This is a genomic window from Frateuria sp. sgz306004, assembly GCF_057750885.1.
This window is the reverse complement of sequence record NZ_JBYLFE010000011.1, coordinates 60000-84743: the sequence shown is the minus strand read 5'-3', so window position 1 is coordinate 84743 and position 24744 is coordinate 60000. Positions and strand designations below refer to the sequence as shown.

The following is a 24744-nucleotide window of genomic DNA, read 5'->3' as shown; positions in this document are numbered from 1 at the left end:
ATTGATGGTGCTGTCCATGCTGGCGGGTACGGAAACCCCTCGCTTAGACTGAAATTTCATATACCTGGGTGTTTCCCCGATGCTTGATGCAGTCCTCAATTTCCTTTCCAACGGCCTCACGCACGCCAGTTGGCTAGGCATGCTGATCTACATGCTGGTCATGACCCAGCTCACCATCTTCACGGTGACGCTGTATCTGCACCGCTGCCAGACCCATCGTGGCGTGGACCTGCACTGGTCGATCTCGCATTTCTTCCGTTTCTGGGGCTGGCTCACCACCGGCATGGTCACCAAGGAGTGGGTGGCGGTGCACCGCAAGCACCACGCCAAGGTGGAAACCGCCGAGGACCCGCATAGCCCGCAGATCTACGGCATCAAGAAGGTGTTCTGGGATGGCGTGTCGCTGTACCGCGACGCCAGCGAAGTGAAGGAAGACCTGGAGAAGTACGGCCGCGGCACGCCCGACGACTGGATCGAGCGCAAGCTCTACTCCGCCCATCCGTACTGGGGTCCGGCGCTGATGCTGATCATCAATCTCGCCCTGTTCGGCGTGATTGGCGCCGCTCTGTGGGCTGTGCAGATGATCTGGATCCCGTTCTGGGCCGCCGGCTTCGTCAACGGCATCGGCCACTGGTGGGGCTACCGCAACTTTGAAAGCGCCGACACCGCGACCAACCTCATTCCGTGGGGTTTCTGGATCGGTGGCGAAGAGCTGCACAACAACCACCACGCCTTCCCGAGCTCGGCCAAGTTCGCCCTGCGCAAGTGGGAGTTCGACATCGGTTGGGCGGCCATCTGCGCGCTGCGCGCCGTGGGCCTGGCCAAGGTGCTGCGCGTGGCGCCGACGCTGGACGTTCGCCCGAACGTGCACCTGCCGGACGCCGAGACGCTCAAGGGTGTGCTCACCCATCGCTTCGCCGCGATGACCGACTACTACCGCAACGTGATCATGCCGACCCTGCGCGACGAAGCGCAGCACGCCGGCGAGAACATCAAGTCGGTGCCGCGCCGCATGCGTCGCGCCCTGGCCGATGGCGGTCGCTGGCTGGACAACGAAGGTCGCGACCGCATGCAGGCCGTGCTCGCCAAGCGTCCCACGCTGAGCACCGTGTGCGACTTCCGCAACCGCCTCGCCGCCCTCATGGAGCAGCGTGGTGCCGAGCAGGCGCTCAAGGGCCTGCAGCAGTGGATCGCCGAAGCGGAACAGAGCGGCATCCGTGCGCTGCAGGAGTTCGCCGGTCGCCTGAAGAGCTATTCGGTCGCCACTGCCTGAGTGCAGCGATCGACGCAGACGTGAAAAAGCCCGCCGCAAGGCGGGCTTTTTTTATGCGCGGTTTCACCACCCGGGCGAAACGGGTTTAATCGGGCCGTAGCGATCGCAAGGAGTACGCAGGGATGGCGTTGCGTGTGGTGATCATGGGGGCCACGGGTGTGTTCGGTTCGCGCATCGCGCGACGACTGGCCCACGATCCGCGTTTCGAACTGTGGCTGGCCGCAAGACGATCGGAGCCGTTGGCGGAGCTCAGCGCACAGATCAACGATCCGTCCGTGCGCATCGTGTTGCTCGACGTGGATGAAGACGCATTCCCTCAGAAGCTGGCCGCCTGCCAGCCGCAGCTGGTCGTGCATGCCGCCGGCCCGTTCCAGGGGCAGGACTACCGCGTGGCCGAAGCCAGCCTGGCCTGTGGCAGCGACTACATCGACCTAGCCGATGGGCGCAGCTTCGTCACCGGTTTCGATCAGCTCGATGCGCGTGCGCGTCGAGCCGGGCGATTGCTGGTGACTGGCGCATCGAGCGTGCCCGCGCTCAGTGCGGCAGCGGTAGATGCCTTGCTGCCGCGATTCGCTCGTCTCGACGCGATCGAGCACGCGATCAATCCAGGCAATCGCACGCCGCGTGGCGAGGCCACGGTGGCATCGATCCTCAGCTACTGCGGCCGTCCCATTCGCGTATGGCGCGACGGACGTTGGGGCGAGTTGCACGGCTGGATGGATAGCCGCCTGCAGACCTTCCCCTTTGGACGTCGCCGCGTGGGCGCCTGCGATATACCCGACCTGGCGCTGTTTCCCGCGCGCTATCCGCAAGTGCGCAGTGTGGTGTTCCGCGCCGGTCTGGAGCTGTCGCTGCTGCAATGGGCGACCTGGGGCATGGCGGTGCTGGTGCGTCTGGGCATCGTGCACGACCTGGCGCGCCACGCGCCGGCGCTGCGTCGTTTGAGCGAGCGCTTCCTGCGCTTTGGCTCCGACGTGGGCGGCATGGCGGTGGAGCTGCGCGGAGAGGATCACGACGGCAAGCCGCTGCACCTGCGCTGGTGGCTGGATGCCGCCGCGGGCGATGGGCCGCAGGTGCCGGTAACGCCCGCCGTTGTGTTGGCGCAACAGCTTGCCGATGGCGCGGTAGCGGCGCGGGGTGCCATGCCGTGCATGGGGTTGCTCTCCCTGGCGCAGATCACCCAGGGCTTTACCGGGTTCGCCTTGCGCACCGGTGTGGACGAGGTGCCCGTCAGTCGATGAAGCGCCAAGCCTCGGCCGGGTCGGGCAAGCGGCACTGCTCGCGTCGGCCAAACAAGCGGTAGCGATGCCGCGCCATCCAGCGATAGGCGGGATCGCGCAGGGCGCGTGGCAGGGCGCGCAGCAACACGCCCGCGATCGCCCAGCGTCCGCCCAGTTGACCTAGCACGCGAGCGATTGCATCCGTGTCGCGGTAACCCTGCTCGCCATCCACCAGCAAGAACGACACCGGGTCATCCGGCGACAAGCCATGCGCAATCATCAAGGCGCGGCCATGTGCGTTCTGCATGGCCGCGAGCCGAAAGCGGCCGGCGCGATCGTGCCGCACGATGAAATCCACCCAGCCGCTGCACAGCACGCAGACGCCATCGAACACGATCACGGGAGGCGTGTGCTCAGTCGCCATCGTCGATCTCCAGCCAGCCGTCGTACGACACCAGGCGTCCGAGCAGGGGCAGTCGGGCATCGATGGTGAATGCGTAGCGCCCATGGCGCGCGCCGCTACGTGACAGCACCTGGCCGGCGAGTGCGCGCGGCAAGGGCAGGCCGAGCAGGCGCACGCGCTGCAATCGCCAGTCGATGGCGTCGCCGTCGCGGTGCAGGGAAAAGTGCAGCGATATCGGGCCCAGTTGTTCACGCAGTTGCGCGCGGTCGTGCTGGCGCAGCGTGGAGCGCATGCGTCCGCGTGCGAATTCGCGCGTCCAGGTTTCCCCTCGCGCGTCGCGTTGAATGGTCACGCGCAGGCCTTGCCGCGTGCCGGGCTCGGGCAGGCGCAACACGCGCCGCAGCAGGCGCGCGGGCCAGTGGTGAGCGCCATCCACTCGGGCTTCGCCATGCGCGATCAGCGAGCCGGCATCGCCGTGCATGCGCTGCACCGGTGGGGCAAGCAGGGCCCAGTCGGCATCGCCAAGCAGGGCGGGGAACAGGGCGCGGGGCGGCATGCCGGCATCTTGCGGTGCGCGGCGTTGCGTGGGCAAGCGGTCATAGGCGCCTGGCGGGCAACAAAAAACCCGCCTTGCGGCGGGTTTTCTGCTGGAAAGCGAGCGTCGCGGTGCCCCTGTTTTGCAGGGGGGAGCGACGGGGTCCAGGCGCGTTGCGCCCGGACCGTGGCTCACTTGATCTTGCCTTCCTTGTAGATCACGTGCTTGCGAACCACCGGATCGTACTTCTTGAACTCGAACTTTTCCGGGGTGTTCTTCTTGTTCTTCTGCGTGGTGTAGAAGTGGCCGGTGCCGGCCGAAGAGATCAGGCGGATCTTGTCTTGCTTGCTGTTAGCCATGGCTCAATCCTCAGATCTTTTCGCCGCGGGCGCGCAGGTCGGCAAGCACGGCTTCGATGCCGTTCTTGTCGATGGTGCGCAGGGCGTGGTTGGAAACGCGCAGCTTCACCCAGCGGTTCTCGCTCGGGACCCAGAAGCGGCGCTCGTGCAGGTTCGGCAACCAGCGGCGACGGGTTTTGTTGTTGGCATGCGAGACGTTGTTACCAGTCCGCACACCCTTTCCGGTGACTTGGCAAATACGGGCCATGATGACCTCCTTCAGAGCGCCTGAGGCGCGTTTGCCACCCGTTAGCCAGGGCGGCATCGGCCCAGCGGCGGTGACCGCCACGCGATGCTGGAGCATGCTGCTTTCGGTTCCGCCGTGAGGTCCGCATCGCGTTGCGAACGTGCCCGAAGGGTCGGGTCGGCAGGGTCGAGCCGGCTATTCTCCCAGAAAAACAGGGCTGTGCGCAAGATTTGTCCAGTCCTGTCGCCGGGGCGCATGGCGGGGCGCAAGGATGTATGGAACAATCGAGGCCTTTGCGTTTACCGCACCGCCTACGAAACGAGGGAATTCCCATGGCAGACGTCGCCGCCAATGGCCAGGCCAACCAGCCGCAGCTGGTCCTGCAGAAGATCTATGTGAAGGACGTGTCCTACGAGGCGCCCAATGCCCCGCAGATCTTCCAGGAAGTGGGTGAAACCGAGGTGCAGCCGCAGGTGCAGCTGAACCTGGGCCAGAAGTCCAGCAACATGGGCAACGACCTCTACGAAGTCGTGTTGAGCCTCACCCTCACCTGCACCCTGGGCGAGCGCACCGCTTACCTGGCCGAAGTGCACCAGGCCGGCGTGTTCGGCATTGCCGGCTTCGCCGAGGAAGACCTGGCCGGCATCCTCAACAGCTACTGCCCGAACCTGCTGTTCCCGTATGCCCGTCAGATGCTGTCCTCGCTGGTGCTGGAGGGTGGTTTCCCGCCGTTCCTGCTGCAGCCGATCAACTTTGACGCTCTGTACGCCGAGCAGCAGCGCCGCATCCTCAGCGGCAGCGCCGCGCCGGTGCTGAACAGCTAATCGCCCGACATGGTTGAGTGTCCGACGCTAGCTGTCCTGGGCGCCGGCTCGTGGGGTACCGCTCTGGCGGCCCTCGCCGCTCGCAATCAGGTTCCGACGCGGTTGTGGGGGCGTGATGCCGCCGCGCTGAAGGCAATGGCCGAAACCCATTGCAACCAGCGCTACCTGCCGGACATCGAGCTGCCGCCCGAGCTGGTCTACGAGGCTGACCTGGCCGCCGCCCTGCGCGGCGCCCAGGTGGTGCTGATCGTGGTGCCCAGTCACGCCTTCGCCTCCATGCTGGAGGAGATCACCCCGTACCTGGAGCCGGGCGCCCGCATCGCGTGGGCCACCAAGGGTTTCGAGCCGGGGACCGGTCGTTTCCTGCACGAACTGGTGGACGAGCGCTTCCCCGGCCGCCCGGCCGCGGTGGTTACCGGCCCCTCCTTCGCGAAGGAAGTGGCTGCCGGTATGCCCAGCGCCGTCACCGTCCACTCGGACAACGACGCCTTTGCGCACGAAATGGCCACCTTGCTGCACGCCCCCAACTTCCGCGCCTACTCGGGCCGGGATGTGCTGGGTGCGGAGCTGGGGGGCGCCATGAAGAACGTGCTGGCGGTGGCTACCGGCGTGGCCGATGGCATGGAGCTGGGCCTCAACGCCCGCGCCGGCCTGATCACCCGCGGCATGAACGAGATGCTGCGCCTGGGCGTGGCGCTCGGCGCCCGGCCGGAAACCCTTATGGGTCTGGCCGGCCTGGGTGACTTGGTGCTCACCTGTACCGGCGATCTCTCGCGCAACCGCCGCCTTGGCCTTGCGCTGGGTCGCGGGCAAGCCATCGACGACGCAGTCCGCGAAATCGGCCAAGTGGTGGAAAGCGTGCTCACCGCCGACGAAGTGGCCCGCCTGGCGACCAAGCATGGGTTAGATCTTCCCATCAGCGCCGGCGTACGCGCCGTGCTGCATGGCGAAGTGACGCCGGTGGAGGGCCTTAAGGCGCTGATGTCGCGCGAGCAGAAGCCGGAATATCCCAAGGGCCTTTTCGGGCCGTTTTGAGTTCGGCCTGAACGATCACGCGAAATGTCGCATCGCCCGGCACGAAAACCGGGTGATGAGACGCGCACGCGCGCAAGAGCCTTGCTAAGCTGAATCTTTTGGTCGCCCTGGCGAGCTGAATGCGCATGCAGTCACCGGACGATAAACCATGCGGCGGTCTGAGCACGCCCCACGATGAAGGCAACGCCGAGTCGTTGCCGCCCTTGTGGCGCAAGCTGCTGACCAGCCCAACCACCACGGGTGGTGCTCAGGAGCCCACCGTGCTGGGCTTCTTCCTCGAAGTGATGCTCGAGGAAGGCTTGCCGTATGCGCACCTGGATGTCGCCCCCGTCTTGTTGACCGTGGCCGAGCAGGGCCGCTTCGTACGCCCCGCGCCGCTGGATAGCAAGCACATGGGGCAATTGCCCCTGCAGCCGCATGAGCAACGCCTTGCCGCCACCGTGCTTGGCCTGCCGCAAAGCCTGCGCAAGAGTCGCAGCTATGCGCGCCTGTCCGGCCACGTGGGCGATGCCCTGCTAGCGGAAATTCTCGATACCGCGCCGTGCTTCCTGGGTGGCTTGGCCGGCCTGCGCCTGTCGCGTGGCAAGGCACACCAGCTCAACTGGCATTGGCACCTGGAGCAGGACGGCAGCCAGCGCCTGCTGCCCTCGCTGCCCTCCAACCATCGCCTGCTGCGCATCGATGCACTGTGGTACCTGGACGCCGAGCGCGCCGAACTGGGTCACCTGGATGCGCCGCCTGAAGAGGCTGCCTGGCTCGATCTGCCGCCGCTAAAGCACGAATACAGCCGCGCGCTGCGTAAGGCATTGCCGCAAAGCCGTCTCTCGCATCGCTTGCCGTTGCCGCAGGTACTGGGCGAGGTGCGCCGCGCCGAACTGGCGCCCAAGCCTGTGCTCACCCTTTACGCGCTCACCCGCCATGCGCGCCTGGCCGCCGGTACGCCGCCGCTGGCCTATGCGCGGCTGGCATTCGACTATGCTGGCGAGCGCCTGCCCGGCCGCGGTGGCGAGCCGCTGGTGCGGCGCGTGCGCCAGGGCAACCTGGTGGAAATCACCCGCCGCCGCGCTGAAGAACTCTCCGCCATGGAGCAGTTGGAGCGCGCCGGCCTTACCCCGGGCGTGGATACCGAAGGCCTGCCCTGGGATCTGGCCGATACCCTGCCCGACGACGCCTGGCTGTTCCCCGGCAAGGGCTATGCGGGTGCGCTGGAAGTCAACACCCCGGCCCGCTGGCTGGCCTTGCGACCCAAGCTAGAAGCCGAGGGCTTCCTGCTCGACTACGCACCCAGCTTCCCGTTCGAGGTGCTCGAAGGCCCGGTGCGCTGGTACGGCAATGCGGTGGAAGACGCCGACGATCATGCCTTCGACCTGGAAATCGGCATCGAACTGGAAGGCAAGCGCCACAACCTGCTGCCCGCCGTGGCGCAGGCGCTGGCCGATCACCAGTTGAACCTGAGTCCCGTGCCGAACGAGCCGGAAGACGCCGTGTGGTACGCGCCCGTGGACGAGCGCCGCCGCGTGCCGGTGCGCCTGAAGGAGTTGCGTGGCCTGCTGGCACCGCTAGCCGAGTACCTGGAGCGCCCGCGCAAAAAGCTGCACTTGCCGCGCGTGCAGGCCGGTCGCCTGGAAGAACTGGTGGAGGCGCTGCCCACCGGCGGCGAGCTGGAGGCGCCCGAGGCGCTGCGTGGTTTCACTGCGCGCCTGCGCGATGCCGCCGAGCGTGCCAGCGACGCCGTGCCGGAAGGCCTTACCGTGCAGCTGCGCCCCTACCAGCGTGAGGGCCTGCGCTGGCTCAATGCGCTCGCCGAGGCGGGCGTGGGCGGCGTGCTGGCCGACGACATGGGCCTGGGCAAAACCCTGCAGCTCATCACCCACCTGCTTGCGCTGAAGGATCGCGGCGCGCTGGCGCAGCCGGCGCTGGTGGTGGTGCCTACCAGCCTTATCCCCAACTGGCTCGCCGAAGTGGCGCGCTTTGCGCCGGCGCTGCGCGTGCTGGCACTGCACGGGCCGCAGCGCAGCGGTGATTTCTCGCAGCTGGGCACCCACGACGTGGTGCTCACCAGTTACGCCTTGTTGCCGCGCGACGTGGTCACGCTGCGCAAGCAGCCCTTCTCGCTGATCGTGCTGGACGAAGCGCAGCAGGTGAAGAACCCGCGCACGCAGGCGCGCCGCGCGGTGCTCAGCCTGCGCGCGCCGCGTTGCATCTGCCTCACCGGCACGCCGCTGGAAAACCACCTGGGCGAGTTGTGGTCGCAGGTCGACCTGGCGGTGCCGGGCCTGCTCGGCGACGAAGGCGCGTTCCGTCGTCACTACCGCATTCCAATCGAGCGCCATCGCGACACCGACTGTCAGGATCGACTCAATCGTCGCCTGGCGCCCTTCATCCTGCGCCGTACCAAGTCGCAGGTAGCCAGCGAGCTGCCACCCAAGACCGAGATCACGCGCCGCGTGGTGCTGGAAGGCCGTCAGCGTGAACTGTACGAAAGCCTGCGCCTGTCGCTGGCCGAAGAGCTGCGCGAGGTGATCGCCCAACGTGGCATCGCGCACAGTGGCATCGTGGTGCTCGATGCGCTGCTCAAGCTGCGTCAGGTGTGCTGCGACCCGCGCCTGGTCAAGCTGGAAGCCGCGCGTGGCATCCGCGATTCGGCCAAGTTCGAATTGCTGATGGACATGCTGCCCGCGCTGCTGGCGGAAGGGCGCAAGGTGCTGTTGTTCTCGCAGTTCACCGAAATGCTCAAGCTGATCGCGCACGAGCTCGATCGCCAGCGCATTCCCTACGTCACGCTCACCGGCGAAACGCGTGACCGTGCCGAACCGGTGCGGCAGTTCCAGGACGGCGAAGTGCCGCTGTTCCTGCTCTCGCTCAAGGCGGGCGGCGTGGGCCTCAACCTCACCGCGGCCGACACGGTCATCCACTACGACCCGTGGTGGAACCCCGCGGCGGAAGCGCAGGCATCGGACCGCGCGCATCGCATTGGTCAGGACAAGCCGGTGTTCGTGTTCCGCCTGATCACCGGCGGCACCGTAGAGGAGCGCATCGAAGAGATGAAGGCGCGCAAGGCCGAGTTGGCCGAAGCCGTGCTGGAAGGCGGCGGTACGCGCGAGAAGCTCAGCTTCGACCAATCCGATCTGGATGCCTTGCTGGCGCCAGGTTGAATCGACGCCCTCGCCGCTGAACGGCGAGGGCGATAGCGCTTAGAGGGTTGTTATCAGAGCGCAGGCCGCGTGCGTAGCAGTGCATCCACCGCCTGCTGCCACTGCGGCGAACCCACCGGCGCTTGCGGCGCCTCTTGGCCCAACTTGTGTTGCACGGCGCGATTCCATTCGTCCGAGCCGCGATCCGGCCCATGGCCGTCATCGCTGATATGCAGGCGCTGATCCACCCAGGCGTACCATTCGGCCGAGCCGAGCGCCGCGTTGTCCGGCGTCGATGCCGACGCAGCCGCTTGCGGCTTGGGCGGGTTCTGCTCGGGCGGCGGCGATGTCGGCGAGCAGGCGACGAGCAGGGTGAGAGGGAGCATGGCGAGATAGCGGCGCACGGCGGCCTCCAGTGGGTGTTATCCGGTCTTGGAGACTACCGCACGTGGCGCCGAGGCGATGAATCGCGCCTGACGTAGGTGCACGATCAGCGACGTGCGGCCACTTCGTCGATGCGCTTGAGCAGATCGGCAGGGTCCTCGTAGACGCGGAACGCGCCGGCATCTTCGAGCTCCTCCTGACCGTAACCGCCAGAGAGCAAGCCCACGCCCAGCGCACGCGCGCGTTGCGCGGCCAACATGTCCCAGATGCTGTCTCCCACCACCAGGCTGTGGTGAATGTCCACGCCAAGGCGATGCGCGGCCGTGACGAACAAATCCGGATCGGGCTTGGCGTAGCGCACTTGATCGCGCGTCACCACTGGCACCTTGGACGGGTCCACGCCCAATGCTTCCAAGTTGTGCGCCGCCGTCTGCATGCGTCCGCTGGTGGCGATTGCCCAGGGAATGCGTTCCTCGGTGAGAAACGCCAACAGTTCACGCGCACCCGGCAGCGGGCGCACCGAACCTTGCGCGGCTTGGCGGTTGTAAGCCTCGGCGTGCCATGTGCGCAGGCGCGTCAGGCGCTCTTCGGTGATCTCAAGGCCGGTCTCGCGCAGCAGGATGTTGGTGAACAGTCCACCGCTCATGCCGATCTTGCGGTGAATACGCCACACCGATAACTCAACGCCTTCGCGATCCAGCGCTTCCTTCCAGGCCAGCACGTGCTGATACACGCTGTCCACGAGCGTGCCGTCGAGATCGAACAGAAAACTGGTCTGTGGTGATTGCATGGGCGTGCGTCAGGTGAGTGATGGAGGGCGTCGTCGAGCGCTTTTTGTAGGGCTTTCACGAGACCCTAATAGTTTCATCTGAAAATAGTGACGGTGTTTGCAAAAACTCTTCGCGTAGGACGACAGACGTGATCGGTGTAGGGATATAGCCTAATTTCCAAGGCGACACGACTACATCCAATGCGAAAAAGCCGATTCATTTGATAGGCCCGCAGGTTGGATCTAAGCGAAATCTTGTCGCCAGGTGGCATCGGCACGGCTGATGCCGATGACGCGGTACAGCACGCTGTGCTGCGTCGAGTACGACGCCATTCGCGTCGACACGACAAGGAGTATCCCATGAAGCGCATCGTCCTCATCGCCGCCGTCGCAGCACTGGCTTTGGCTGGCACGGCACAGGCTGCGAATGTTGTCACTGGCAAGATCACTTTTGTGGGACGGATTGTCTCGGGCACATGCATGGAGCCCGTCACTTCGGCACGCAGCGATCTGCGCGAGGGCGCGATCGCATGCTCGGGCGGGGGCGAAGTGGTTTCGCCTATGGCGAGCACGGCAGAAGCCGTCTATCAACAGCAGGTGGTTGCTGCCACGGGTCACTCCGGCTTGGAGATGCTCGACTACTACGTCGACAACACGCGCAACTTCAGCGCGCTGCAGCCCAAACTGGTAACGCGTACGTACGACTAACGGGGGGACGGAGCGAGCGGACGCCACAAGGTGCGCCGCTCGCCACCGTATCAGGCGCCGGGCACCAGCGGCTTGCCGGCGTCGAGCACGGCAAGCGCGGCGGCACCGAGCAAGCCCGGCTCCGGATGCATCATCGCCACGGTGGGCACCTGCTCCATTGTTTCGCGGAAACGACCCTTGGCTTCGAAACGCTGGCGGAAACCGCCATGCTTGAGCCACGGCAGCAGGATCGGCAACACGCCGCCCGTGAGATACACGCCATCCCAGCCACCCAGGCTGAGCACCAGGTCACCGGCCACGCTACCGAAGATGCCAGCGAGCGTTTCCACCGTGCGTACGCACAGCGGGTCGCTACCCGTCTCGGCGCGCGCAGTGATGTCTTCGGGGGTGTATTCCTCGGCCGGTTGGCCGGCAATGTCGGCCAGCGCCAGGTAAAGGTTCACCAGGCCGTTGCCGCAGATCATGCGCTCGTTGGACACACGACCGAAGCGGTCGTTGAGGCGATGCAGAATTTCCACGTCCTCAGCGGTGTGCGCAGCAAAGCCCGCGTGGCCGCCTTCGGTTTCCAGCACGATCCAGTGACCCTGGCGGCGCAGCAGGCCCGCCACACCCAGGCCGGTGCCGGGGCCCATCACCACGAAACTCTGCGTTTCGCGCTGGCCCAGAGTCGGCAGCGGTTGCGGGCCTACGGCGGACAGTTGTTCGTGGGCGAGCAGCGGCACGGCCATGGCCTGTGCGGCAAAGTCGTTCACCAGATGCACCGAATCCATGCCCAACTCGGCCTGCAGTGCGTGCGCGGCCACCAGCCATGGGTTGTTGGTGACCTTGACGGTCTCGCCTTCGCTCACGCGACCCGCGGCGGCGATCACGGCGCGCGGTGCCTCATGGCCGGTGTCGGCAAAGTACTGACGAATGGCTTCGGCAAGCGAACCGTAGTCCTTGACGCGATAGCGTCGCACGCTGTCTTCCATCAGCGGCGCGGCGCGACCGGGGTCCGCCAGAGCAAAGCGCACATTGGTGCCGCCGAGGTCAGCAAGCAGAGTCGGGGCGGCACGGTCTGGCGTTCTCATGGACGATCCTGGGTGAGGGAGACAGTAAGGGTGACTCCCTGGAGCTTTTTCGTCCAGTGCTGCGCTGCATCGAAGGCCCTCGCTGGGGCCATTCGTAGGCGCATGGTGCGCGATTTGGCCGTCCAGGCTCTAAGTGCGAGGCCCCTCCCGGACTGGCTAGGGCTGCTGCGCGCGCGGGTCGTAGCCCGTCATCAGCGGTTGGCCGGCCGGCGGCAGATCGCGCAATCGCGCCACCTGCGAAGCCTGCACGGCACCGCCGCGATTGCCCCAGTGGGTGCGCGCAAACGTAAGCAACTGCGCGATCTGTTGATCGCTCAAACGTTCGCGAAACGCGGGCATGCTGAATTGCGTGGGCGCATCGCGGCCGGCGGGCATGGTGCCTCCGTGCAGCACCAGGCGTATCGCTGAACGTGGGTCCGGCCCGTTGAGCACTGGGTTGCCAGCCAGCGCGGGAAACACCTGTGCGTAGCCGTGGCCATCGGTGCGGTGGCACGTGGCGCAGTTGTCCACATACAGCTGCGCACCAGGCGCGCTCACGTCGCCGTCGGCCAGTGCGGTATGCGTGGTGGGGTCATAGCTCAGCGCGGCTTCCTCTCGCGCGGGCGGTAGAGATTTGAGGAAGTGCGCGATGGCAGCGAGATCCTCATCGGACATGTACTGCGTGCTGTGCGCCACCACGTCACTCATGCCACCAAACACGGCGCTGCGGTCACTGCGGCCGGATCTGAGCAGCGCCACCAGCTCTTCCTCGCCCATGTTGCCCAGGCCGCTGGCCAGCTCGCCGCGCAGGCTCGGTGCCACCCAGTGGTCGCTTTCGCCGCCGCTAAGGTAGGCCGTGCCATCGGCCGGGCCCAGCGCCTTCTCTTGCAGGGTGAAGCCTCGTGGCGTGTGACAGGCGCCGCAATGGCCCAGGCCTTCCACCAAATATTGACCGCGCGCCAGGGCGGCGTCGCCCGTCGCGGCGCTTTGCACCGGAGCTACCTTGGGTGCGAACAACCAACGCCAATACGTGAGCGGCCAACGCATCGACAGGGGCCACACCATGCCTTCGCTGCGATTGGCTTGTTGCACGGGCGCCACGCCATGCATGAAAAAGGCATACAACGCTGCCACATCCTCGTCGCTGATTTTGGCGTAAGAGGGGTAGGGCATGGCCGGGTACAAGGTCTGGCCGGCTGCATTGACGCCGCGTCGCACCGCCCGCTCGAACTGCCCGTAGGTGTAGCGACCGATGCCGTTGCCTGGGTCGGGCGTAATGTTGGTGCTGTAGATCGTGCCCACCGGCGAGGCGATGGGTAGGCCGCCCGCGAAGGGCTTGCCACCCGGCGCGGTGTGGCAGGCGGCACAATCGCCAAGCCGCGCGAGGTACTCGCCCTGCTTGATCAGCTCGGGCGTGGGGGCCGGGGCGGTGGCAGCGGCATCGCCACCGCCCCGACCGAACAGCAGCGTTGCCAGCCACGCGAGCGCCACCAACACCAACAGCACCACGATCAGGCGTAGAAACCCGCCACTACGTCGAGGTTGGGCCGGGGCATTCATGCCTGCACCAAGGGGCCGGGTTGCTTGAGGTAGGCCTCACGAATGGCCTTGGCCGACCAATACGTGAGTCCGCCGATGAGGCCCGTGGGGTTGTAGCCAAGGTTCTGCGGAAACGCCGAGGCACCGGTGACAAACACGTTGTGCACATCCCAACTCTGCTGAAAGCGGTTGAGCGCGCTGGTATCCGGCGAGGTGCCCTGGATCACTCCGCCGGTGGTGTGCGTGGTCTGGTATTGCCGAATGTCGTAATGATCGCCCGGCTTGCGCTGCGTGAGCGAGGTCGCCTTGGGCTTCATTTGCCGCACGATATCCTGCGCACGATCAGTAACGAACTGCGACATCTTGTATTCGTTATCGTGCCAGTCGAACGTGATGCGCAGCAGCGGCTGTCCAAAGACATCCTTGTAGGTAGGGTCGAGATCCAGATAGCGATCGCGATAGGCCATCACCGAGCCATGCGTGGCCACCGTGGTGGCGTGCAGGTAGCTCTCCTTGGCAGCCTTCTTCCAGGCTGCGCCCCACGATGGCGTGCCAGACGGCACGATGAGTTGCTGGATCGGTCGCCCGCCGGTTTGCCCGCCGTAGATGTACGCGCCGCCCACGAAACCATGCGCGGCGTGGTCGAAATGGTCGGAGTTGAAATCGTCCACGATCTGCACGCCGCCCGCGCCCGCACCGATAAACGGGTTGATCGCCACGTCCTGATCGAAGAACACGCCCATGCTGCTCATCATCTGGTAGGCGTAGTTGCGGCCAATCACACCCTTGCCGGAAACCGGGTCGTACGGCGTGCCGATGCCCGAGAGCAGCATCAAGCGTACGTTGTGCATCTGGAACGCAGAGACGATCACCAGGTCGGCGGGTTGCTCCACCTGTTGCCCCTGCGCATCGATATAGGTCACGCCAGTGGCGCGCTTGCCGGTGGAATCGAGATTGATACGGGTAACGTGGCTGTTGGTACGCAGCGCAAAATTGGGCTTGCGCATCAGCACCGGCAAGATCGTCGTCTGCGGCGACGCCTTGGAGTACATGAAGCAGCCAAAACGCTCGCAATAGCCACACAGGTTGCACGGCCCCAGTCGCACGCCGTGCGGGTTGGTATAGGGCCGAGAGGCGTTGTCCGACGGCTGCGGAAACGGGTGCATGCCCAATGCACGCGCGGCATCGGCGAATAGCTTGGCCCCATAGGTGTCCGCCACCGGCGGCGTGGGATAGTCGCGCTTGCGCGGGCCTTCGAACGGGTTGCCACCCTCCTTGATCTCGCCATTGAGATTGCCGGCGCGGCCAGAGGTGCCGCACAGCATCTCGAACTGTTCCAGGAACGGTTCCAGCTCGTCGTAGTCCACACCGTAATCCTGAATCTGCATATCGTCGGGCATGAACTTGGGCCCGTAGCGCTGGCTGATATGGCTGTGAAACTGCAGATCCTCCGGCGAGGGCCGGTAGTGCTGGCCATTCCAATGGATGCCCGCCCCGCCCACGTTGTTGCCGAACAGAAATGAGCCGTACTGGCGGTAAGGCACGGCGGTGTCGTTTACCGCGTGCCGCACGGTGACGGTTTCGCGCGCCAGCGGCTGGAACAGCTTGCCGCGAATGCCATAAGCCAGCTCATCGGCATTATGCGGGTAGCTGAAGTCGGGTGAGGTATCGCGCCATGCCCCGCGTTCGAGGGCGAGAATACTCAGCCCGGTATCGGCCAGTTCGATACCCATGATTGCGCCCGTCCAGCCGAAGCCCACGATCACCACGTCCACCGGCTTCATGCGGATCATGCCTTGGCCCCTTCGATCGACACCGGGCCGAACGGGTACACCTTGCCGGGCTGTTCCACCCAATCGGCAAAGTCGGCGCGGGCACCGGGAAAGCCGATCATCTTCCACGCCGCCATGTGCTTGTTGCCGCCATACATGGGGTCGGCGAAATAGCCTTCTTTGGTGTTAGTGAGCAGTTGGGCGAAAAAGCTGGCCGCCGGGAGTTGCTCCAGCGCAATCTCGCCTTTCTCCAACCCATGCAGCACGCCATCGCGCTCCTCGGGCGAAAGTGCCGCAAACGCCTTGCCGTGTTGCTTGTTGCACCAATCGTTCACGGCAGCGATGGCCGTGCGATACAGCTCACGCGGGTTGAAGCGCAGTTGGTAGCCCAGCGTTGCCGGCGTATCCGGCACAAAGGGGCCTTGCATGTACCAGTAGCCACCGTGGCCATAGGTGCCTTCCATCTCCCGATCGATGAACTCCGGCACGCCGGCCTCCAGCGCGCCCGGGCCGGTCTCGTCGGCGGGAATCAGGCGATCCACCGCCGCTTTGAGGAACTCCCACTCGGGTGCGGTGAAATAGCGCGGCGTGTAGCTCGCCGCGGCCACTGGTGCGGTGCTTTGTGTCTGCGCCAGCGCACCGGTGCCCAACAAGGTGACGGCAGGTACCGCCACCAACGATTGCCGCAGAAAATCCCTTCGTGTCGGCGAATTGGGCTTATCCGTCATGACAACCCCCAATGCGTCAGGTTGTGGAGCGCGTTCGGCATGCTGGCGCGGGTGGTGAAAGCAAAACGTGAAAGTGGCAAATGGCCGCATCGCCTTCACGATATGTCGACCCGCAAGCTGGCGAAAATCCTTGCTGGTGGTCGTCTTGAATGCTCGCAGAGGCGGGCCGCGAGCGATAAGCCGGGTCAGGGCTCGCGCGTCGCCTGCGGCGCGCTGAGTCATTCCGCGCGCTCGTTGGGCGAAGCCGGTGCCTTTCAAAACAAGGAGTGTGTGATGCCACGTTGCATCCAGGGCCATTCGCCTCGGCATGCCAGGGACCGGGGCTCGGCGGCGGGAGGCCCATCAGCAACGGCATACCCATGCTGATGCGTTCGCACGCCGTGCCCACGTCATCAACACACATCCGCGGCGTCCGTCGCGCAGGTGGCGCTTTCCCTTTGTATGTCCTCGTACTCGCTCCGGAGCCTCGTCATGGCAGATGACAAACGCAAGATCGGCGTTGTAGCAGCCACCTTTCTGGTGGCCGGTAACATGATGGGCTCGGGTGTATTTCTGCTGCCGGGCAGCTTGGCCAAGATCGGCACCGCGTCGATGTGGGGCTGGGTGGTTACCACCATCGGCTCGCTGTTGCTGGCGTTCGTGTTCGCCAAGCTAGGCCGTTTGGCGCCCAAGGCGGGTGGCCCCTATGCCTATGCGCGCGACGCGTTTGGGCCGTACATGGGCTTTCAGACCAACACCATCTATTGGTTTGCCAATTGGATCGGCAACGTGGCCTTGCCCGTGGCGGCCGTGGGCTACTTCAGCTATTTCATTCCGGCCTTGGCGCAGCCCATGGTGCGCACGGTGGTGGTGCTGGCGCTGATCTGGCTGTTCACCTTTGCCAACATTCTCGGCGCACAGGTGGTCACGCGCATTCAGTCCATCACGACGTCGTTCGCGCTGATTCCGCTGTTCGGCATTGCCATCTTCGGCTGGTTCTTCTTCAAGAGCGACATCTTTGCCGGCTCCTACAACGTCACCGGCAAAAGCGATTTCCAGGCCATCTCGGGCGCGGCTTCACTCACCCTGTGGGCGTTTATCGGTGTGGAATCGGCATCGGTGTCTGCCGCCGTGGTGAAAGATCCGGAGAAGAACGTGGCCATTGCCACCATCGCCGGCGTGGCGCTGGCGGCCGTGGTGTACATCTCCAGCTCGGCCGTGATCATGGGCATGATCCCCAACGATCAGCTGCAAGTGGCCGATGCGCCGTTTGCCCTGGCCGCGCAAGTAGCAGTGGGCCATATCGGTGGCGGCATCGTGAGCCTTTGCGCGGCACTGGGTGCGGGCGGCTCGCTGGGCGGCTGGATCCTGCTCACCGCGCTGAGCGCCAAGGCGGCAGGCGATGACGGCCTGTTCCCCAAGATATTCAGCAAGGCCAACAAAGACGACACCCCGGTGCAAGGCCTGCTCATCGTGGGCGTGCTCATGTCCATGATCGTGCTGGTCACCGCGGCTTCGCCCTCCGCATCCGCGCAGTTCGAGGTGATTACCCAGGCGGCGGTGGTGTTGACCCTATTGCCGTACATCTACTCGTGTGTGGCGTGCTACTTCGCGGTGGAAACCAGCCACACCGTGGCGCATACGGGCATTTACTGGGTGCTCACCAGCATCACCGTGGTGTACTGCCTGTGGGCCATCTTCGGCACCCAGGGCGACCTGGTGACCTACGCGTTCCTCTTCATGCTGTTCATCAGCGTGTTCTACCCCTTCTTCAGCGAGCAGCGCCGCCGCGACCGCCAGCTCAAGGCCGCCACCGCGCCTGTGCCGCGTCCGTAATGCCCCTCCCCATTCTCAAGATCAAGAACGGAGCCCGACCATGTATTTCAACTCGCTCGATTACCCGGTGGTCATCATCGATGCCGACTACGATTCACCGCGTATCAACGGCATTCTGATCCGTCAGTTGGCGGACGAGATTCGGGGCTATGGCCACCGCGTGCTCAGCGGCCTCACCATGAGCGACGCCGAAGCCGGCGCGCGCACGTACAACGCGGCATCGGCGGTGCTGATCTCCATCGACGGTACGGAAGAGGGGCCGCACCAGTTCGATCGACTCTACGAGTTTCTCAACACCCAGCTGGCCTATCGCGAGAACCTGCCGATCTTCCTGTACGGCGAGCGTCGCACGGTAGAGCAGGTGCCGACCAAGCTGCTGAGCATCACCCATGGCTTCATTTTTCTCTATGAAGACACCAAGGCGTTCATCGCCAAGCAGGTGATGCGCGCCGCCGACGAGTACATGAACAACCTTCTGCCGCCGTTCTTCAAGGCGCTGGTGCACCATGCGGCGGAGTCGAACTACTCCTGGCACACACCGGGTCACGGTGGCGGCGTGGCCTTTACCAAGTCCGCGGTGGGTCGTGCATTCCATCAGTTCTTTGGCGAGAACACGTTGCGCAGCGATCTTTCGGTCTCGGTACCGGAACTGGGCTCATTGCTCGACCACACCGGCCCGATCAAGGCGGCCGAGCAGGAGGCCGCGCGCAACTTCGGCTCGGATCACACCTTCTTCGTCACCAATGGCACCTCCACCGCCAACAAGATCGTGTGGCACGGCGTGGTAGCGCGTGGGGATGTGGTGTTTGTGGATCGCAATTGCCACAAATCGCTGTTGCACTCGCTGGTGATGACTGGCGCCATTCCCCTGTATTTCACCCCTAGCCGCAACGCGCACGGCATCATCGGCCCGATCAGCCTGGACCAGTTCGACCCCAAAGCGATGGCCGAGCGCATCGCCGAGCATCCGCTGGCCAGCAAGGTCGCCAAGGCCAAGGGCAAGGATTTCCGGCCCAAGATCGCCGTAGTCACCAACTCCACCTACGACGGCCTTTGCTACAACGTGGAAAAGATCGCCAGGGACATCGGCGGCGGCGTGGATTACCTGCACTTTGACGAAGCCTGGTATGGCTACGCGGCCTTCCACGAGATGTACGACAGTCATTACGCCATGGCCAAGGGCAAGCCCCGCGACCAGGACCCCATCATCTTCGCCACGCAGTCCACTCACAAACTTCTGGCGGCGTTCTCGCAGGCCTCGATGATCCACGCGCGCAACAGCAAAACGCGCAAGCTGGATGCCGAGCGCTTCAACGAATCGTTCATGATGCACACCTCCACCTCGCCGCACTACGGCATCATCGCCTCGTGCGACATTGCCTCGCGCATGATGGAAGGCCGCGCCGGACGCAGCCTGATCGAGCAGATGCACAAGGAGGCCATTGCCTTCCGTCGTGCCGTGCTGCACGTGGGCGACAGCATCAAGAAGAACGATTGGTGGTTCAGCGTGTGGCAGCCCAATGAGCTGCGCGACCGCCTGGACGAAGGCGAACGCGCCGCCGCGCCCGTGAACACCAAGCAGTCGGATTGGAAACTGGCGCCCAAGGCCGCCTGGCACGGCTTTGGCGAGTTGGCGCGCGATTACGTGATGATCGACCCGATCAAGGTCACCTTGATCACGCCGGGCCTGACCATGGACGGCAAGATGGAAAAGCAGGGCATCCCGGCTGCCGTGGTCAGCCGCTTCCTCTGGGGACGCGGCATCACGGTGGAAAAGACCAACCTGTACTCCTTCCTCATTCTGTTCTCCATGGGCATCACCAAGGGCAAATGGAGCACGCTCACCACCGAACTGCTGGCCTTCAAGGAGCTGTACGACACCAACGCACCATTGGACAAGGCACTGCCGTCGTTGGTGGCCGAGCACCCGGAGGCTTATGCAAACACCGGCCTACGCGACCTGTGCGACGCCCTGCATGCCTTCAACACCAAAACCAAGATCGCGCATGTCATGCGCGAGATGTACGTGGAGCTGCCCGAGCCCGTCATGCAGCCTTCCGAGGCGTACGACCGACTCGTGCGCGGTGAAGTGGAGCGCGTGGAGATCGACAAGCTCGCCGGCCGTATTGCCGCCACCATGCTGGTGCCGTATCCGCCGGGTATTCCAGTGATCATGCCGGGCGAAAAGTTCGGCAAGCAGGAGTCGCCGCTGATCGAGTCGCTGCGCATCGCCAAGGAGCAGAACGAAAAATTCCCTGGCTTCGAGTCCGACGTGCACGGCCTCATCATCGAGCAAGGCCCCAAAGGCCCGAGCTACGTGGTGGAGGTGCTCAAGCGCTGACGCCGGCGGGCCTGGCATGCCAGCGGCGACCCCGCAGCCAGGGTCGCCGTTGTCGCATGGCGATGCGTCCTGACCGGCCGTGAGTGGCGGCGCGGCAGCTCCCGGTTCACCCACAGGCGGTTCACACGCGAGGCCGTCATGGATACATCCCGCGAACAGCAACAGCTTCGACTCTCCATTGTCGTCACCTTGGTTGTGGGTGCGGCTTGCGTGGTGGTTGGCCTGTGGATGCGCTCGCAAGCCATCGCCTTTGACGGTTTTTACTCGCTGGTGGATGTGGTGCTTACCGCCGGCTCGCTGCTGGTATCGCGCCTCATCGCCAGCGAAGGCAGCCGCCGGTTCCAGTTCGGCTACTGGCACCTGGAACCGCTGTTGCTGGTGTTCAATGCCTCGGTACTTACCGCCATATGCAGCTTTGCCGCCTATAGCGCGCTGCATGGGCTGCTCACGGGTGGTCACGAGCTGGCCTTCGGCTTTGGTGCCGCGTGGGCGGCGATGGTCGGTGTGGCGAGTATGGGCATGGCGTGGCTCATGCGCCGTCGTGCCACGGAGCTGGGCTCCGAATTGCTGCGGCTCGATGCACGCGGCTGGCTGATTGGTGGCTGCATCAGCATCGCGGTGTTACTGGGTTTTGCCCTGGCGGCGGTGATCAAGGGTGGCCCGCTGAGCGGATGGACACGTTACATCGACTCCAGCGTCTTGCTGCTGCTCACCATCGCGCTGTTGCCCTTGCCATTGAGTAGCCTGTGGCAGGCACTACGTGAAGTACTGCAACTGGCGCCCGACCAGCTCGATCAGCGCGTGCGCACCGTGATGAGCGAGCTCATCGACGAGCGTGGCTACGTCGCCTTCGCCAGCTACGTAGCCAAGATGGGGCGCATGCGCTTTATCGATATCCACATTCTCGTGGAATCCGGCCGCCCGCTGGGCACCATGGGCGACGTGGACGCGGTGCGCTCGGAGATTGCCCAGCGATTGGGCAGCGACATTCGCGCCGAATGGCTCACCATCGTGTTTACTGGCAAGCGGGAGTGGATGTAGCACGCCCTCATGCTTTCGCGGCGCATCCACGGCGTCGCGCGCGAGCTCACCTCAAGCCAGCTTCTGCAACCAATCCGCCAACTGCTTGAGCACCTGGCTGCGCGCCGGCTCCGCCTCGTTGAACAGCTCGTGGTACAGCGCGTCGAAGTAACGCGTGGTCAGCCGCTGCGTGGCCCAAGCCGCGGAGGAAAAATCCCGGCTGCCGGAGGGGTCCACCAGCTTGTCGGCACCCGCCACCAGCAACAGCGTTGGCACACTCAGGCGCGCGGCGTCGCGAACGCTGCTGGCGCCGGCGCGAAAGATGAAATCGGCCAGGCGCGGAGTGATCCAGCCATGACGCAGCGGGTCGTTGCGGTAGGCGGGCTCCACCTGCGGGTCGTGCGAAAGCTTGTCGAACGCCAGCCCGTTGGGCATGGGCAAGTTGGGCAGCAAGCGGGCCAGGCCGCCAGCCAGGCGCTGGCGCCAGGCCGGCTCCCAGGTGCGCAGTGCCGGCGAGGAGAGCACCAGTGCGGGCGGCTGCACGCGGCCGTCGAGCACGGCACGGGCCGCCACCAGGCCGCCCATGCTGTGGCCCAGCAGCAGCGGCGGCTTGGGCAGCGAGGCGGCATAGTCCTGGTAGACCACGGCCAGGTCTTCGAGCAGTTCATCCCTATGGGGCAGTGCACCGCGCCCGCCCGGCGTCTGACCGTGGCCGCGCTGGTCGTAGCTGCGCACGGCATAGCCGCGCGTACGGAACCAGCCCGCCAGGCGCTGATAGCGGCCACTGTGCTCACCCAGGCCGTGCACGATCAGCACCGCGTCATGCGCGCGGGATGAGGTCCAATCGCGCACGAACAGGCGCTGACCGTCGGTCATGGTGAGAAACAGGGACTGCTCGCTGGCGTGCTCGCCGGGGTGGTTCACGTTGCGCTCTCGGCCGGAAAAGGCTCGATTCTGCATCAAGCCGGGGCCTTGTGTGCACTGCACGTGCAAAGAAAAGGGGGAGCGGCCAGGCCGCTCCCCCGGGTTTGCCCATCCAAGGCCGGCATGCCGGCCCGGGGCATTACAGCTCAGTCTTGAACTCCACGCCGATGATGCGCGGATCGTTGACGAACGCAGTGCGGTTGTTGAAGTCGATCGCACCGGTGATGTACTGCCTGTTGGTGATGTTGCGGCCGTACAGGGCGATTTCGCGCTTGCCGAAATCCCAGTTGTAGCCCAGGCGCACGCCGCCTTCGACCACAGGCTTGCTGCGGAACTCCTCCGACTGGTACAGGAAGAAGTTCACCTCGCTGCGGTAATTCCAGTCGGTGTACACGAAGAACTCGCCGCTCTCGCCATAGGGGATGCCGTAGCGCGCGGTGAAGTTGCCGATCCACTTGGGCGCATTCGGCAGCGGGTTGCCGTCTACCAGCGCGTTGCCCTGCGCGTTGAGCGGGTCGAGCACCGTGCAACCGGAGCCGCAAATCGCCACGGCCAGGTTCGGGTCCTTGAGCTCGGTGTGGTTGTAGCTACCGCCGGCCGTGAGCACGAAGTTCGGGGTGAGGTAAGCCTCCAGGTCGAACTCGGCGCCGTAGCCTTGCGTCTTGGCCGCATTGATCAGGCGGGTGACGTTGGTGTCGCCGCCCACCGCGGTGAGCTGCTGGTTGTGCATGGTGTAGTCATACACGTCCGCGTTGAAGCGCAGGCGGTTGTCCATGCCCGTGGTCTTCACGCCCAGCTCGTAGGAGGTGATGGTCTCCGGCTTAGCCTGCGAAATGAAATCGGCGAACAGCACGCGGCCCTGCACGCTGGGTGCGCGGAAACCATTGGCGATGCGGCCGTAAACGTTCACGTTGGGGTTGAGCGTCCACGTGCCGGTGAGGTCGCCGCTCCAGCGCGAATCATGCGGGTTGGCGCTGAGCGACAGCGGGCCGCCGCCGATCGGCGACAGGTAGCGGTCCACGTGGAAGTCACGCGAGTCGTGCGACCAACGCGCACCGGCGCGCACGTCGAAATCGTCGGTGAGGTGATAGTCGGTGGAGCCGAATACCGCCCACGCTGTGGTCTTCTGCGTTTGGCGGGCGTAGCCGTCCATCGCGTGGTTGTTGAGCGTGTTGTAGTCGTAATTGACGATCGCGATGTCTTCGTTGAAGTAGTAGGTGCCTACCTGCCAGTTCAAGCGATCCTGCGGATTGCTGGCCAGGCGGAACTCCTGCGTGACCTGGCGATCGTGCGGCAGCGCATCGGCCGTTTCCGACGGGAACGGCGTCACGTAAGCCTGCTGGCTCGGGTTGTTGGGGGTGGCGATGCCGCCGTCCACGTCACCCAAGCTGTACGTGTCGGCCTTTTCGAAGCCGGTGATGGAGGTGAACGTGTACTCGCCCAAGTTCCAGGTGAGGTGCACATTGCTGCCCCAGCTGAAGAGATGCTGGCGATTGCGGCCGTCCTGATACACCACGTCGCGGTTGAAGCCCGGCGCCAGGCTGTCGGTGCCCAGCGGAATCGCGTTGGCGCGGTTCACCATGGCGCTGCCATCCAGCCAGCGCGCGTGCGTGTTGATGAGCGCGTTGAAGCCGTCGGTGTCGTACATGGCCTGCAGGCGCACGGCGCGGTCGTTATAGCCGCCCAGCGAATCTTTGGCGCCCGTGTAGTCGTTGGAGATCCAACCGTCGCGATGCTGCGCCAGCGCCGACACACGGCCCGACCAGTTGGAGCTGAGCGCGCCACCCAGTGCGGCTTCCGCGTTGGCGGTGCCCTTGCTGCCATAGGAAACCTTGGCGTAGCCGCTGGTGTCCTGGCTCGGCTTGACCGAGTCGAACTTGATCACGCCAGCCGGCGAGTTGCGGCCGAACATGGTGCCCTGCGGTCCGCGTAGCACTTCCACCTGATTCAGGTCGAACAGCGGGAAACCCTTGAGGATGGGGTTTTCCTGCACGATGTCGTCGTACACCATCGACACCGGCTGCGATGCATTGAGGTCAAAGTCACTGTTGCCCAGGCCGCGAATATAGAAACGCGGGAACTCGCGACCGTAAGAGGTTTCCGCATACACGCTCGGCGCACGCGAGGCCAGTTGCAGCACGGTGTCGCCGGCCTGGCCGTAGTTGTCCAACTTCTCCGGCGTCAGCACGGTCATGGACACCGGCACCTTCTGCAGGTTTTCCACGCGCTTTTCGGCGGTGACATTCACGGTTTCCAACTGCTGTGCCTTGCCGCTGGGCGACTTGGTGGGTGCAGTGGCGGGCGCGTTGGCGTCCTGGGCATGGGCAGCATTGCCATAGGCAAGGGCGCTGGCAATGGAAAGGGCAAGCACGGCGAAGCGCGTCGGGCTGGCGGCGGTCATTGGTAAATCCCCAGAGAAAGGAAAGAAAGGCAACGCGTGCCGCCGAAGAAACGTACTGATGCGTACGGCGGCTTAACGATATTGTCACGTAAATATGCGTGGGACTAAAGCGCAACATTTTGCGATCACTTGCCGATGGGCCCGTTCGGCCCCATCTCTCACCACGTGAGAAAGGCCCGCATCACACTTTAAGAGAGCTGCTCAAACGCCTTCTTTTGTTCGTCATTCCTGCGAACGCAGGAATCCAGCGCCTTTGCCTTCAGGTACTTGCCGTTGATACCTCCC

The 24744-nt window shown here is 64.8% G+C and carries 21 protein-coding genes; 9 read left to right on the top strand and 12 right to left on the bottom strand.

Translation table 11 applies throughout. The features are described 5' to 3' along the window. The first annotated feature begins 79 nt into the window (after positions 1–79). Both AC3G2C_RS19055 and AC3G2C_RS19050 read left to right on the top strand, forming a co-directional pair. The gene (locus AC3G2C_RS19055; protein ID WP_488386201.1) at positions 80–1273 is read left to right on the top strand and encodes a DesA family fatty acid desaturase; all 1194 of its coding nucleotides are present in this window, start codon (positions 80–82) and stop codon (positions 1271–1273) included. Positions 1274–1395: 122 nt separating this feature from the next. After that, on the top strand, positions 1396–2514 hold the full coding sequence (locus tag AC3G2C_RS19050; RefSeq protein WP_488386200.1) for a saccharopine dehydrogenase family protein: 1119 nt from the start codon (positions 1396–1398) through the stop codon (positions 2512–2514). On the opposite strand, the gene AC3G2C_RS19045 is transcribed toward AC3G2C_RS19050, so the two are convergent. The 4 genes from AC3G2C_RS19045 to rpmB all read right to left on the bottom strand — a co-directional run bounded on the left by AC3G2C_RS19045 (position 2504) and on the right by rpmB (position 4037). Beyond that, positions 2504–2917 (bottom strand): thiol-disulfide oxidoreductase DCC family protein, encoded by a 414-nt coding sequence (locus AC3G2C_RS19045; protein WP_488386199.1) that lies wholly within the window; start codon positions 2915–2917, stop codon positions 2504–2506. The genes AC3G2C_RS19050 and AC3G2C_RS19045 overlap by 11 nt on opposite strands. Continuing rightward, positions 2907–3452, bottom strand: a complete 546-nt coding sequence (locus tag AC3G2C_RS19040) for a DUF4166 domain-containing protein (RefSeq protein ID WP_488386198.1) — start codon at positions 3450–3452, stop codon at positions 2907–2909. The genes AC3G2C_RS19045 and AC3G2C_RS19040 overlap by 11 nt, the downstream gene beginning before the upstream one ends. Positions 3453–3622: 170 nt before the next feature. Further along, positions 3623–3790 carry a 50S ribosomal protein L33 gene (gene rpmG / locus AC3G2C_RS19035; protein WP_008211962.1) on the bottom strand — a complete coding sequence of 56 codons (168 nt, stop codon included), beginning with the start codon at positions 3788–3790 and terminating at the stop codon, positions 3623–3625. A 10-nt stretch (positions 3791–3800) separates the two neighbouring features. Continuing rightward, complete coding sequence (gene rpmB, locus AC3G2C_RS19030; RefSeq protein ID WP_026033649.1) at positions 3801–4037, bottom strand: 50S ribosomal protein L28; 237 nt, start codon at positions 4035–4037, stop codon at positions 3801–3803. A gap of 311 nt (positions 4038–4348) precedes the next feature. Between rpmB and secB the strand changes: the two genes are divergently transcribed. The 3 genes from secB to AC3G2C_RS19015 all read left to right on the top strand — a co-directional run bounded on the left by secB (position 4349) and on the right by AC3G2C_RS19015 (position 9030). After that, a complete protein-coding gene (gene secB, locus AC3G2C_RS19025) occupies positions 4349–4840 on the top strand; it encodes a protein-export chaperone SecB (RefSeq protein ID WP_488386197.1) in 492 nt (163 codons plus the stop codon). 9 nt (positions 4841–4849) lie between these two features. Next, positions 4850–5875, top strand: coding sequence for an NAD(P)H-dependent glycerol-3-phosphate dehydrogenase (locus tag AC3G2C_RS19020; RefSeq protein ID WP_488386196.1), 1026 nt, complete (start codon positions 4850–4852; stop codon positions 5873–5875). Positions 5876–6000: 125 nt separating this feature from the next. After that, positions 6001–9030: a DEAD/DEAH box helicase gene (locus tag AC3G2C_RS19015; protein WP_488386195.1), complete on the top strand. Its 3030-nt coding sequence runs from the start codon at positions 6001–6003 to the stop codon at positions 9028–9030. Between the two features lie 53 nt (positions 9031–9083). Here the strand turns inward: AC3G2C_RS19015 and AC3G2C_RS19010 are convergent, their stop codons facing one another. Together AC3G2C_RS19010 and AC3G2C_RS19005 are read right to left on the bottom strand one after the other, a co-directional pair. Further along, positions 9084–9413, bottom strand: a complete 330-nt coding sequence (locus AC3G2C_RS19010) for a hypothetical protein (RefSeq protein ID WP_488386194.1) — start codon at positions 9411–9413, stop codon at positions 9084–9086. An 86-nt stretch (positions 9414–9499) separates the two neighbouring features. Beyond that, on the bottom strand, positions 9500–10183 hold the full coding sequence (locus AC3G2C_RS19005) for an HAD family hydrolase (RefSeq protein ID WP_488386193.1): 684 nt from the start codon (positions 10181–10183) through the stop codon (positions 9500–9502). A gap of 339 nt (positions 10184–10522) precedes the next feature. Here AC3G2C_RS19005 and AC3G2C_RS19000 point away from each other — a divergent pair, with 339 nt between their 5' ends. After that, positions 10523–10870, top strand: a complete 348-nt coding sequence (locus AC3G2C_RS19000; RefSeq protein WP_488386192.1) for a hypothetical protein — start codon at positions 10523–10525, stop codon at positions 10868–10870. A gap of 50 nt (positions 10871–10920) precedes the next feature. On the opposite strand, the gene glk is transcribed toward AC3G2C_RS19000, so the two are convergent. The 4 genes from glk to AC3G2C_RS18980 form a co-directional block, all read right to left on the bottom strand. Continuing rightward, positions 10921–11940, bottom strand: coding sequence for a glucokinase (gene glk / locus AC3G2C_RS18995; RefSeq protein ID WP_488386191.1), 1020 nt, complete (start codon positions 11938–11940; stop codon positions 10921–10923). A gap of 156 nt (positions 11941–12096) precedes the next feature. Beyond that, positions 12097–13479, bottom strand: a complete 1383-nt coding sequence (locus AC3G2C_RS18990) for a c-type cytochrome (RefSeq protein ID WP_488386190.1) — start codon at positions 13477–13479, stop codon at positions 12097–12099. After that, positions 13476–15251, bottom strand: a complete 1776-nt coding sequence (locus AC3G2C_RS18985; RefSeq protein WP_488386189.1) for a GMC family oxidoreductase — start codon at positions 15249–15251, stop codon at positions 13476–13478. The genes AC3G2C_RS18990 and AC3G2C_RS18985 overlap by 4 nt, the downstream gene beginning before the upstream one ends. Further along, positions 15248–15958, bottom strand: coding sequence for a gluconate 2-dehydrogenase subunit 3 family protein (locus AC3G2C_RS18980; protein WP_488386188.1), 711 nt, complete (start codon positions 15956–15958; stop codon positions 15248–15250). The genes AC3G2C_RS18985 and AC3G2C_RS18980 overlap by 4 nt, the downstream gene beginning before the upstream one ends. A gap of 471 nt (positions 15959–16429) precedes the next feature. Here AC3G2C_RS18980 and adiC point away from each other — a divergent pair, with 471 nt between their 5' ends. From adiC to AC3G2C_RS18965, 3 genes are all read left to right on the top strand, one after another. Continuing rightward, the gene (gene adiC, locus AC3G2C_RS18975; protein ID WP_488386187.1) at positions 16430–17773 is read left to right on the top strand and encodes an arginine/agmatine antiporter; all 1344 of its coding nucleotides are present in this window, start codon (positions 16430–16432) and stop codon (positions 17771–17773) included. Between the two features lie 40 nt (positions 17774–17813). Beyond that, positions 17814–20114, top strand: a complete 2301-nt coding sequence (locus AC3G2C_RS18970; protein WP_488386186.1) for an Orn/Lys/Arg family decarboxylase — start codon at positions 17814–17816, stop codon at positions 20112–20114. A 138-nt stretch (positions 20115–20252) separates the two neighbouring features. After that, entirely contained in the window at positions 20253–21155 is a 903-nt protein-coding gene (locus AC3G2C_RS18965; protein ID WP_488386185.1) for a cation diffusion facilitator family transporter, read from the top strand. 51 nt (positions 21156–21206) lie between these two features. Here the strand turns inward: AC3G2C_RS18965 and AC3G2C_RS18960 are convergent, their stop codons facing one another. Both AC3G2C_RS18960 and AC3G2C_RS18955 read right to left on the bottom strand, forming a co-directional pair. Continuing rightward, positions 21207–22094: an alpha/beta hydrolase gene (locus tag AC3G2C_RS18960; RefSeq protein WP_488386184.1), complete on the bottom strand. Its 888-nt coding sequence runs from the start codon at positions 22092–22094 to the stop codon at positions 21207–21209. A 103-nt stretch (positions 22095–22197) separates the two neighbouring features. Continuing rightward, positions 22198–24459 carry a TonB-dependent receptor gene (locus AC3G2C_RS18955; protein ID WP_488386183.1) on the bottom strand — a complete coding sequence of 754 codons (2262 nt, stop codon included), beginning with the start codon at positions 24457–24459 and terminating at the stop codon, positions 22198–22200. Between the last annotated feature and the right edge of the window lie 285 nt (positions 24460–24744).